Here is a 10,540-nt window from a genome sequence, read left to right as displayed (position 1 = left end):
CCGCGGCGCCTGTCGCGCCCGCCGCGCCCGCCGCGCGCCCGACCGCCGCCGCCCCCGCTACGGCGACACCCGAGCGCCCGCGCTACGGCGGCGTCCTGACCATCACGTCAGACCTGGACCCTCCCCACTTCGACGCGCAACAGCAGACGTCCATGAACATTGGCCTGCTGGTCTCCCCCGCCTACAGCAATCTGCTGTACTACGACGCCGAGACCGGGTCCAAGATCGTGCCCGAGCTTGCGGAACAATGGAACGTCTCGCCCGACGCACTCACCTACACATTCAAGCTGCGCAAGGGCGTCAAGTTCCACGACGGCACGCCGCTCACGCCCGCCGACGTCGTCTTCTCCCTGGAGCGGATGAAGAGTCCGCCCAAGGGGGGACTGAGCGCCTCCGCCGACCTGCTCGTTGCTATGGACAAGGTACAGGCCGTGGGAGATGACACCGTCACGCTCACGATGAAATACGCCTTCGCGCCTCTCGTCTCCACCCTTGTCGTCAACTTCACGCCCATCTTCTCGAAGGCTTATGTCGAGAAAAACGGCGACATGAAGACAACGGTGATGGGGTCAGGCCCGTTCAAGTTCAAGTCCTATACCCCCAGCGTCAGCTTTGATCTGGTCAAGAACGAGAGCTATTGGGTCCAGGGCAGGCCGTACTTGGACGGCATTTCGGTGTTCGTCATCAAGGACCCCGCCACACGGCTCGCGGCGCTGAGGACCGGCCAGGCGAAGCAGAGCGGCCGCACCTACTCCGCAGTGACCCCGACCGAGATGGAGACCCTCAAAAAAGAAGTGCCGGGGATGCGATTCGTGGCCTCGCCCACCGTCCTGGGGCCGTGGTTCTTCATGAACATGCGCAACGCGCCCCTGAAAGACCTGCGGGTCCGCCAGGCCATAAGCCTGAGCCTTGACCGCCAGGCGGCCGTCAAGGTCGTCGGGGAGGGCGCCGGCATCGTTGGCACGTACTTCCCCTTCTCCGACTGGGGCATCCCCCGCGATGAGCTGTTGAAGATGCCGGGGTTCCGCCAGCCCAAAGACCAGGACATCGCGGACGCCAAGAAGCTGCTTGCTGACGCGGGCTACCCCAACGGGTTCAGCATGACTATCCTGTCGCGCGGCAACCAGGTGACCAAGACGGGGGCTGTTTTCATGACGGACCAGCTCTCCAAGATCGGCATCACGGCTAACGTGCAGGTGCTGGAGGACGCTGTCTTCTGGGAGAACGGGCGCAAGGCCCAGCACCAAGCCATGGTCTACCCGCCGGCCACCCTTACCGCCGACCCCCACGCTATCGGACGCTTCTTCACCAAGGGGTCATCCCTGAACTTCTCCGGCAACGATAACGATACCAAGGTAAACGAGCTGTGGGACAAACAGGCGCGCACTGTGGACCCGGCAGCCCGCCAGGCCATCATCGTCGAGGTTGAGCGGTACCTTTTGACCGAGTCCCTGCCCGCTATTCCCATCGCCTGGCCGAGCAACTTTATCGCCATTTCGGCTCAGGAGCGCGGATTCGCGCCGGGAGTGACGGACTACTCCAACAACCGGCACCAGGAGACTTGGCTGGCGCAATAAGGCGCTCGCGTCACGCCGCGACAAGCTGGCGGCCACAACGACCTCGGGCCGCCAGCTTGTGCGCGCATAGCTCCAGCGCCGCGTGCGCACGATTGACACGGCGCTTCCTCCGTGCTAAGGTGATGCGGTTGTACCCCTATGGGGACACCCTCCACCCGGAGACATATCTGGCGCAATAGGACAAGGTACACATGCAACGCTACATAGCACGCCGAATCTTGATGTTGCTCCCCGTCCTCATCGGGGTGTCACTCGCCATCTTCCTCATCATGCGGGTGCTGCCCGGCGACCCGGCGCTCGTCATCCTGGCCGCCGGTGGCCAGGGCGGCTTTGACGAGCAGGCGCTGAAGGACATGCGCGCCAAGCTGGGGACCGACAGGCCCCTCCACCTCCAATACGTCGAGTGGATGACGGGCCTGATGAAGCTGAACGTGGGCAACTCCCTGCTGACCAACCGGCCCGTCATGGCCGATATTGCGGCACGCGTTCCACCGACGGTGGAGCTTGCTATTCTGTCCATTCTCATTTCAATGGTGATCGCCTTACCTATTGGCATCATCTCAGCGGCGCGGCAAGACACGTGGATGGACTACATATTCAGGGTGGTTTCCGTGGGCGGACTGTCCATGCCCATTTTCTGGACCGGAACCCTGGTGGTGCTTTTCCTGGTCCTGCTCTTTCGCTGGATGCCTCCTCTAACATACACCAGCATCTTTCAGGACCCGACGCAAAATCTGTCGCAGTTCATCTGGCCCTCCATGGTGATGGGCTACTATTTGTCCGCCGTGGTCAGTCGAATGACTCGTTCCCAGATGCTGGAGGTGCTGCGGCAGGACTACGTGCGGACAGCATGGGCCAAGGGACTGAGCGAGAAGCTTGTCCTGTATCGCCATGCGCTCAAGAACGCAATCCTGCCTGTCATCACTCTGTCCGGTGTCCAGTTTGGTCAGCTCATGGGCGGCACGGTCCTCCTGGAGACGATCTTTGTCCTTCCCGGGATGGGCAGTCACCTGGTCAGCTCCATCCTTGTGAGGGATTATCCCGTGGTCCAGACCATCATCCTGCTGATCGCCCTGGTGTTCGTTCTTCTGAACCTGCTCGTGGACATTGTCTACGCGTGGCTTGACCCCCGCATCCGCTACACATAGGAGCGCGGCGACGTGAGCACACAACAGGCTGTCCAAGTTGTTTCGCTGGAGGGGACGCGGCGGTCTTCCAGTTTTCTGGAGGCCGTTTGGAAGTTCTCCAAGCGCAAGCCAATGGGAGCCATCGGCGGCGTGATCATTGTGGTCATGATCCTTGCTGCCGTTTTCGCGGGGATCATATCGACACACGACCCCTATCGCATGAACGTGTCCGACCTGTTCGCGCCGCCGGGAGCCAGGTACTGGCTGGGCACGGACAATTTCGGGCGCGACATCTTCAGCCGCATCGTCTGGGGGTCACGCGTATCGCTCGCCGTGGGCGTCGCCTCGGTGGCCGTGGGAGCCACAGGAGGTGCTTTGCTGGGCCTGATCAGCGGATTCCTGGGCGGCAAATTCGATGTCGTCAGCCAGCGGTTTGTCGACATCCTGATGGCGTTCCCCGTCCTCATCCTTGCGCTGACGGTGGTAGCCGCTCTGGGCCCCAGCGTCGAGAACGTCACCATCGCCGTCGCCCTGGTCATGGTGCCGCCCGGCGCACGGGTTGTACGATCGGCGGCGCTCGCGGTCAGGGAGATGCAGTACGTGGACGCCGCCCACGCCGTGGGCGCGCGGAACTTCCGCATCCTGTTTGTCCACATCCTGCCCAACTGCCTCGCGCCCTACATCATCGTTGCGACGGTCAACCTGGGGTGGGCCATCGTGGTGGAGGCGAGCCTGAGCTTCCTGGGCCTGGGCACGCCGCCGCCGCAGCCATCCTGGGGCGCCATGCTCTCCTCCGAAGGCCGCTCCTATCTGGAAAAGGCACCCTGGATTGGCATCTTCCCGGGTGTCGCCATCAGCCTGTCGGTCTTCGGGTTCAACATCCTGGGGGACGCCCTTCGGGACGTGTGGGACCCGCGCCTGCGCCGCTAGTCCTCCACCCTCCTCACGTCCTCGCCTCAAGTCAGTCCGCCCGCGCGGAACCATAGCCCTTCGCCACCCGCGCCTTCTGGCCGATTCGCCAGATGGGCTGAGTAGACGGGCCCAGGCAATAAACGAGGGTGATGGAGCGGACGGCGACCTTCCGGCCTACGGCCTTGCCGGCTGTGGGCCGGGGAGCGCGTCGCCCCTGAGGCGAGCGACCACGGACAGCCAGTTGCGCTGGATGTACAGACTGTTGTGCTCATCCCGCTGTCCGTGTTCCTCCAGCGCGGGGCGCACGGCCTCCCGCAGGACATTCGCGGCCACGTCGGGCTGGTAGCCGTGGAGTGCGCCGGCCGCATACTGGCTAAAGCTGCTGATGTGCTCCCACGCTTCCTGGTACAGTCGCGCCGCGACCTGCTCCACGTGTTCGACGGAGAAGCCGACGTTCCGCAAAAGGCTCTCATAGTGGGCTATGGGCAGGAAGCTGCTCGACTCCGACCGCGCCTGGCGCTCCTCCCTGCGGATGCCCATGGCGCGAAGGTGGGCTACGGCCTTCTTCACCTGCGCCATGTAGAAGGACAGGGTCTCCGGCGGGCGAGACTCCGCGTAGAACGCGGAGCTGAAGCAGAACCAGCCGTCCTTTTTCAACACGCGCTTGATAGCGAGCAACGCCTGTTCCTGGCTCCTGGGGTCCAGATAATGGATGCCGTTTCCCCATACCGCCGCGTCCACGCTCCCCTCCGGCAGGTCCATCTGTTCGACCAGCGAGTGATGGAACTCCAGTTTGGAGACGATGGGCGCCAGGCGGGCGTGCGCCTGCTCCAGAGCCTCCGCGCTTGCGTCCAGGCAGATGATCGAGGGCTGCTCCCCCTGCCCCACCACGTGCTTGACGAAAAGCTCGACCATCGTGCCAACACCCGTGGCTATATCCAGCACCCGCTCCACCTTCTGGACGCCCTTATGGGCCATCACCTCTCCCCATCCGCGCACGATGGTGGCATTGACGGAGAGGTACTCCGCGGTCTGGGCAAATGGTTCGAAGGTGTACGCGACTGGTTGGTCTGTCATGATGTCTCCTCCACTTCAACTGCTCATGCCCGCGGTCTCCCCAGGAGGCTGCCGCGCCTGACGGCCGGGAAACGATTAGCCCCTATAGCCCCTGAAGGCCAGGCACGAGTTGTGCCCGCCGAATCCGAACGAGTTAGATAACACCAGTCCACTGGCTATCCGACGAGCCTGCCTGGGGATATAGTCAAGGTCGCATTCCGGGTCGGGTGTATCGTAGTTTATCGTGGGGGGCGCCCAGCCGGTTTCCACTACTTTCGTGCAGATAACAGCTTCCAGCGCGCCCGCCGCGCCCGCCAGATGTCCCGTCATGGATTTCGTCGAGCTGACCGGAACGCGAAGGGCCGCCTCTCCCAACACCTTCTTTATCACAAGGGTCTCCACCTTGTCGTTGAGAGGGGTGGATGTCCCGTGCGCGTTGATATACGTGACGTCGGTTGCCGCCGCTCCCGCGTCCCGCAAGGCGACCTGCATCGCCCTCGTTGCGCCGCGGCCCTCAGGCTCGGGCACCGTGATGTGGTAGCCATCCGAGGCCGCTCCATATCCGGCAAGCTCCGCGAGAATGCGCGCCCCGCGCGCCACGGCGAAGGCCTCTTCTTCCAGGACGAGGACGGCGGCGCCTTCGGAGAGCACGAACCCGTCCCTGTCGCGGTCAAACGGACGTGACGCCTTCTCCGGCGTGTCGTTGAATTTAGAGGACAGGGCCTTCGCCTGCTCGAACGATGCGACGCAGATGGGGATGATGCCGGCCTCACTTCCGCCCGCAAGCACGGCCTTGGCCCGTCCGGAGCGGATCATATCCAGCGCCACGCCCAGGCCGTCCGCCGACGAGGCGCACGCAGAGGTAATGGAGAAACTCGGGCCCCAGCAGCCGAGCCTCATGGACACGATGCCCGCCGCCGCGTTGGGCATGAAGGCCGGGATAGTAAAGGGGCTGACCCTGCCCGCCCCTTTTTCCTTCAACGTGTACGCCTGCTGGACCAAGGTGCCGATCCCACCACCGCTTCCGGCGATGATGGCGCCAACCTCGTTCCTCGTGTCCCCTTCCAGCTTCAGGCCGGACTGCGCCACCGCCTCCATCGCCGCCACCAGAGCGAACTGGCTGAAGCGGTCCAGCCGCCGCGCCTCCTTCTTGTCCATCCAGTCCTCCGGGCTGAAGCCCTTGACCTCCCCGGCGATATGAGTCTGAATCCCCGTCTCCGCAGGGTCAAAGGACTGAATACGAGCGACGCCGCTCTTGCCCGCGAGCAGAGCTTGCCACGTCTGCTCGACGTTCAGGCCCAGAGGGCTTACCGCCCCTATTCCCGTTATGACAACTTTCTGACCCATCTCTCAGCCAACGACCTTCGCAATGTCACCTACCATCCTAAAGCTTTACGAGCCCACAGTCCACATTGATGGTCTGGCCCGTTACGGCCCACGCCCTGTCCGAGGCCACGAACGCGACCACGCTGGCGACGGCCTCGGGGGTCGCGAAGCGGTGCAGGGCGGCGTGCTCCTCCACATACTTCCGTGCATACGCGCTGGCGTCTTCCGTCAGGTCCGTCTCAAGGAACCCCGGACTGACCGTGTTCACCGTGATCCCTCGCTTGCCGTACTCCTGGGCCAGAGACCGCGTCAGGCCCTCCAGCGCAGCCTTGGCCGCCGTGTAGTTGGCCTGTCCGCTGAGCCCAATGCGGGAGGCCACACTTCCGATATTGATGATCCGACCCCACGACTGTTTGAGCATCACCTTGAGGGCAAGCTGCGTCAGCCGGAATGGGGCCGTAACGTCCAACTCTATGACCCTGTCCCACGCTTCGCCCATCTGGACGGCAAGGCCATCCTTCCGAGTGCCCGCGTTGTTGACAAGGATGTCCAGCCTTCCCAGCCGGCGGGACGTTTCCGTGACAAGTCTGGCACGGTCCTCCCGCGTGGTGATGTCCGCCTGCACAAAGAGTGGCCGACGCCCGACCTTATTCTCGACGGTAGCGGCGACCGCCTGCGCGGCCTTGGCATCCTGAAGGTAGCAGAAGGCTACGTCGGCGCCCGCCGTCGCAAGCTCCAGGACGATGGCTTTCCCAAGCCCCCTGCTGCCGCCGGTGACCAGGGCCACCTTTCCACTCAGGTCGCACACGCTGCCGCTCTCCAACCACGCCCTATTGGACTTATAGCTGATTATACTACGTCCGTCTGCTACGCGGTATCTATGGCGCTTCATAGTCCGAGCGCCAGCAATGTTAGCTGGACGCCTTCAACCGAGACACCTATAATGAACATTGCCATGAGAGTGTCCATTTTTCTCTTCGCCGCGTTTCGGGAAAAAGCGGGCAGCGGGCGTCTTCAGATAGAGATGGCGGAGGGCGCCACCGCCGGAGACGCTCTGCGCCGCGTGGCCCAGGACGTGCCGCAGATCGCTCGCCTTCTGGGCAGCGCGGCCCTGGCCGTCAACGCCGAGTACGCCGGCCCGGACGTCCGTCTCAAGGACGGCGATGAGGTGGCGCTCATTCCGCCCGTCAGCGGCGGCGCATCCCGCGTGGCGACGGCCTCCATCACGGAGAAGTCGATTGACGCGGACGCCGCGATAGCGGGCCTCGTCCGGCCCGCCGATGGCGCACTGGTCGTGTTCCAGGGCGTCGTCCGCGCGTTCACCGACGGGCGACGGCTGCTCCACATGGAGTACGAGGCATAACGCCCCATGGCGGAGAGGCTGCTGCAACGCATAGCAGAGGACGTGCGCGCCCGGCATGGCGTGGATGACATCGTCGTCGTCCACCGCGTAGGCCGGATCGCCGTCGGCGAGGCCAGCCTGCTCATCGCCGTAGCGTCTCCCCATCGGAAAGAAGCCTTCGACGCGTGCCAGGAGATGGTTGACCGCATCAAGGACATCGCACCCATCTGGAAGAAGGAGGTCTGGGAGGGCGGAGAGGCCTGGGTCGCGTGCGAGCACGGCCATTCGTAGCGGGGCGCCTTGCCCATAGCCTCTGGGTTTTGTTATAGTGAGAGGGCTGCAATCGGAGGGATCGCATAGTGGTCTAGTGCGGCCGCCTGCTAAGCGGTTGCCCGGCCTAAAAGCTGGGTCTCGGGTTCGAATCCCGATCCCTCCGCCAGTTATCTCCCACACTTCATTCCTGACGAGCGGCTTGAGCTATGGGACGCTATTACATCTGGACAATAGGATGTCAGATGAACACCGCCGACTCCGAGCGGCTGGGCAGCGCTTTGGACCAGATCGGCTGCCAGCCCGTGGCCGCGCCGGAGGACGCGGACGTCATCGTCCTCAACTCGTGCGTGGTGCGCCAGGGCGCAGAGGAGAAGGTCGTCGGCAGGCTCACGAGCCTCAAGCCGCTGAAGCAGGCGCACAGGGAACGCACGGTTGTCCTGATGGGGTGCATGGTCGGCCCCCGCCACGAGGAACTGAAGCGCCGGTTCCCCTTCGTGGACCTGTTCCTGCGCCCGCAGCAATACGAGCCGCTGCTGCAGGCCGTCGCCCAGCGCGAGGGCGCGTGTCTCGACGACATCGGCCCGCCCGTCGCGTCGCACCCGAAGGTCGCCGCGTTCACCCCCATCATCCACGGCTGCGACAAGTTCTGTGCCTTCTGTATCATCCCCTATCGCCGCGGCCGCGAGCGCAGCCGGCCTATCCCCGAGATGGTGGACGAGGTCCGGCACATGGTCGCGCGGGGAGTGAAAGAGGTCACCCTCCTGGGCCAGAATGTGGACTCCTATGGCCACGACCTGCCCGGCAGCCCGGACCTGGCCGACCTTCTCACGGCGCTGGACCCCATTCCCGGACTTGTCCGCATCCGATTCCTCACCAGCCACCCCAGCGACATGAGCGACCGTATCATTGACGCCGTGGCCGACCTGCCCAAGGTCTGCGAGTTTATCAACCTGCCCGCTCAGGCTGGCGACGACGACGTGCTCATGTCCATGCGACGCGGCTACACCCGCGCCGACTACCTGCGCCTGGTGGACAAAATCAGGCGGCGCATCCCCGGCGTGGGCCTCACCACGGACATCATCGTGGGCTTCTGCGGTGAGACGGCGGACCAGTTCCGGCGCACGCTGGACCTGATGGAAGAAGTGCGCTTCGACAAGGTGCACGTCGCCGCGTACTCCGTGCGGCCCGGCACCATCGCGGCGCGCGGCATGGCGGACGATGTGCCCGCTGAAGAGAAGCGGCGCAGGCTGCAGGCCGTGGAGGAGCTACAGGAGCGCATCGCCACGGAGATTAACGCCAGGCTTGTCGGCGAGACCCTTGAGGTGATGGCCGAGGAGTTCGACACGGCTCGGGAGCTGTGGCAAGGGCGCACGCGCTCCAACAAGCTGGCGCACTTCAAGGCGCATGGCGTCCGCCCCGGAGACCTCGTCCTGGTGCGCGTCGCTGAGGCAAGCCCCTGGTACCTCAAGGGTGAGGCCGTCGCGGCGGGCTAGCTTACGGGACTGCGCGTCTATGCCAGCTTCGTCTTGCGCTGCGCTGTCGGGTCTCTGACCAGCAGGCCGAAAGACAGGGCCGCCGCCAGCACAGCCGCTCCGATGATGAAGTAGGTCAGGCCGTACGATAGCCGCCCGATCAGCACGCCCGCCAGAATCGGGCCAAGCGCCTCGCCCGTGTCCCAGATAGTACCGAAGACGCCAAGCGCCGCGCCGTAGTTCCCTGCCTTGCACAGGTCGGTGATAAGCGCCGTCGTCGAGGGCGTCACCAGCGCCATACCCAGGCCAAAGACGGCGGCAACCGCCATCAGCCCTACCACACTCGTCATCAACGGCATCACCGGTAGTGCGACCGCGCAGAGCACCAGCCCGCCAAGTATCATAATCTTCCGCCCCAGGCGGTCCGACAGGCGGCCCGTGAGGGGTTTTCCAGCCATCGCCGTGACGAGCTGCACGCCAAGAATGAGACCAACCTGTACCTCGTTTAGTCCCACGCTCTTGGCGTACAGCGGCAGGAACCCGATAAGCGCGCCCGCCCCCAAAAACATGACGGCCTCGGCGCTGCTGGCCACCAGAATCGCCCTGTCCAAGACCGCCTCTCTGACGCCCGCCACAAACTGTTGCCGACGTGCTAGTCCGGGGTTGGCCTGAGCAGCCGACGCTGGCGGCCTGCCTCGTGAACTCTGAGCGCCAATAGGTAGCACAACAGCCAGCAAAAACGCAAGAACGCCTAACGCCCCCACGAGCAGGTACGTCACCGTGTAGCTGGCGGAGGCGAAGAGCACCGCGCCGCCGATAACAGGCCCAAGGGCGCTGCCCGCCTCGTTCGCGGAGGCGAACCAGCCGAGTCTTTCTCCGCGCCCCTGCTTGAACAGGTCCGCCACGGCGGCGCTTGCCACGGGGCTGAATATGGCCGTCGAGGCGCCGTGCAGGAACCGCAGAAGGAGCAGCGCCTCCGGCGTATGGACAAACGGGTACAGGAATGGAGGAAAGGCAAAGAAGGCCGCGCCCAGCACAAGCACTCGCCGACGGCCAAGCACGTCCGAGAGAGCGCCTGCGGGGAGTTTGATGAACACGCCGGTGATCGTGGAAGCGCCAACGATGAGGCCGACCAGCTCAGGCGCGGCGCCGAGGTCCTGAGCGAAGCGAGGCAATACGGGGCTGCGGGCCATCTGGTAGCCAAGCCTGGCCACCAGCCCCACCATGCAGAGCATCACGAAGGGAGAGAGCAGACGCAGAAGACGCATCACCCGCTCCCCCCTGCGCTAGGAGGGTCCCCGGCCTGCCGGCTCGTTCCGTGGATGCCGCGTCATGGGCTGTTGCTTGTGCCGGCCCCCTGCCCGCTCGCCGCCGGGCGCGGCCAGGGGCAACGTGCCAGTAAGCGACAGGCTCTGGAGTTCAGGAGCGTCGAAGTCCACCTGCGGCATGGCGCGG

10 protein-coding genes and 1 tRNA gene are annotated in these 10,540 nt (G+C 64.5%); 7 read left to right on the top strand and 4 right to left on the bottom strand.

What is annotated here, in order from left to right:
- From Q7T26_04765 to Q7T26_04755, 3 genes are all read left to right on the top strand, one after another.
- Nucleotides 1-1,577, top strand: a 1,577-nt coding sequence (locus tag Q7T26_04765) for an ABC transporter substrate-binding protein (GenBank protein ID MDO8531469.1), incomplete at its 5' end; no start/stop codon positions are given.
- A gap of 191 nt (nt 1,578-1,768) precedes the next feature.
- A complete protein-coding gene (locus Q7T26_04760; protein MDO8531468.1) occupies nt 1,769-2,725 on the top strand; it encodes an ABC transporter permease in 957 nt (318 codons plus the stop codon).
- 12 nt (nt 2,726-2,737) lie between these two features.
- A complete protein-coding gene (locus Q7T26_04755) occupies nt 2,738-3,634 on the top strand; it encodes an ABC transporter permease (protein ID MDO8531467.1) in 897 nt (298 codons plus the stop codon).
- A 156-nt stretch (nt 3,635-3,790) separates the two neighbouring features.
- Here Q7T26_04755 and Q7T26_04750 read toward each other — a convergent pair whose 3' ends face one another.
- From Q7T26_04750 to Q7T26_04740, 3 genes are all read right to left on the bottom strand, one after another.
- The gene (locus Q7T26_04750; GenBank protein MDO8531466.1) at nt 3,791-4,693 is read right to left on the bottom strand and encodes a class I SAM-dependent methyltransferase; all 903 of its coding nucleotides are present in this window, start codon (nt 4,691-4,693) and stop codon (nt 3,791-3,793) included.
- Nucleotides 4,694-4,768: 75 nt separating this feature from the next.
- Entirely contained in the window at nt 4,769-6,019 is a 1,251-nt protein-coding gene (gene fabF / locus Q7T26_04745; GenBank protein ID MDO8531465.1) for a beta-ketoacyl-ACP synthase II, read from the bottom strand.
- A 37-nt stretch (nt 6,020-6,056) separates the two neighbouring features.
- On the bottom strand, nt 6,057-6,806 hold the full coding sequence (locus Q7T26_04740; GenBank protein ID MDO8531464.1) for an SDR family oxidoreductase: 750 nt from the start codon (nt 6,804-6,806) through the stop codon (nt 6,057-6,059).
- 135 nt (nt 6,807-6,941) lie between these two features.
- Here Q7T26_04740 and Q7T26_04735 point away from each other — a divergent pair, with 135 nt between their 5' ends.
- The 4 genes from Q7T26_04735 (at nt 6,942) to miaB (ending at nt 9,106) form a co-directional block, all read left to right on the top strand.
- Nucleotides 6,942-7,361, top strand: coding sequence for a MoaD/ThiS family protein (locus tag Q7T26_04735; protein ID MDO8531463.1), 420 nt, complete (start codon nt 6,942-6,944; stop codon nt 7,359-7,361).
- A gap of 6 nt (nt 7,362-7,367) precedes the next feature.
- Nucleotides 7,368-7,631, top strand: a complete 264-nt coding sequence (locus Q7T26_04730; GenBank protein MDO8531462.1) for a molybdenum cofactor biosynthesis protein MoaE — start codon at nt 7,368-7,370, stop codon at nt 7,629-7,631.
- 54 nt (nt 7,632-7,685) lie between these two features.
- Nucleotides 7,686-7,779, top strand: a tRNA-Ser gene (locus tag Q7T26_04725).
- 40 nt (nt 7,780-7,819) lie between these two features.
- Nucleotides 7,820-9,106 (top strand): tRNA (N6-isopentenyl adenosine(37)-C2)-methylthiotransferase MiaB, encoded by a 1,287-nt coding sequence (gene miaB / locus Q7T26_04720; protein ID MDO8531461.1) that lies wholly within the window; start codon nt 7,820-7,822, stop codon nt 9,104-9,106.
- 17 nt (nt 9,107-9,123) lie between these two features.
- On the opposite strand, the gene Q7T26_04715 is transcribed toward miaB, so the two are convergent.
- Nucleotides 9,124-10,353 (bottom strand): MFS transporter, encoded by a 1,230-nt coding sequence (locus Q7T26_04715; protein ID MDO8531460.1) that lies wholly within the window; start codon nt 10,351-10,353, stop codon nt 9,124-9,126.
- Nucleotides 10,354-10,540: the final 187 nt, after the last annotated feature.

Source organism: Dehalococcoidia bacterium (assembly GCA_030648205.1).
GTDB lineage: Bacteria > Chloroflexota > Dehalococcoidia > JAUSIH01 > JAUSIH01 > JAUSIH01.
Note: the sequence above shows the minus strand (reverse complement) of the source record. Positions and strands in the feature narration are given on the sequence as shown.

Bases quoted from the DNA above. Each gene is read 5' to 3' on its own strand.
- Q7T26_04735 (MDO8531463.1), top strand. From the start codon at position 6,942: ATGAACATTGCCATGAGAGTGTCCATTTTTCTCTTCGCCGCGTTTCGG.
- Q7T26_04730 (MDO8531462.1), top strand. From the start codon at position 7,368: ATGGCGGAGAGGCTGCTGCAACGCATAGCAGAGGACGTGCGCGCCCGG.
- Q7T26_04715 (MDO8531460.1), bottom strand. From the start codon at position 10,353: ATGCGTCTTCTGCGTCTGCTCTCTCCCTTCGTGATGCTCTGCATGGTG.
- Q7T26_04750 (MDO8531466.1), bottom strand. From the start codon at position 4,693: ATGACAGACCAACCAGTCGCGTACACCTTCGAACCATTTGCCCAGACC.
- miaB (MDO8531461.1), top strand. From the start codon at position 7,820: ATGGGACGCTATTACATCTGGACAATAGGATGTCAGATGAACACCGCC.
- Q7T26_04760 (MDO8531468.1), top strand. From the start codon at position 1,769: ATGCAACGCTACATAGCACGCCGAATCTTGATGTTGCTCCCCGTCCTC.
- fabF (MDO8531465.1), bottom strand. From the start codon at position 6,019: ATGGGTCAGAAAGTTGTCATAACGGGAATAGGGGCGGTAAGCCCTCTG.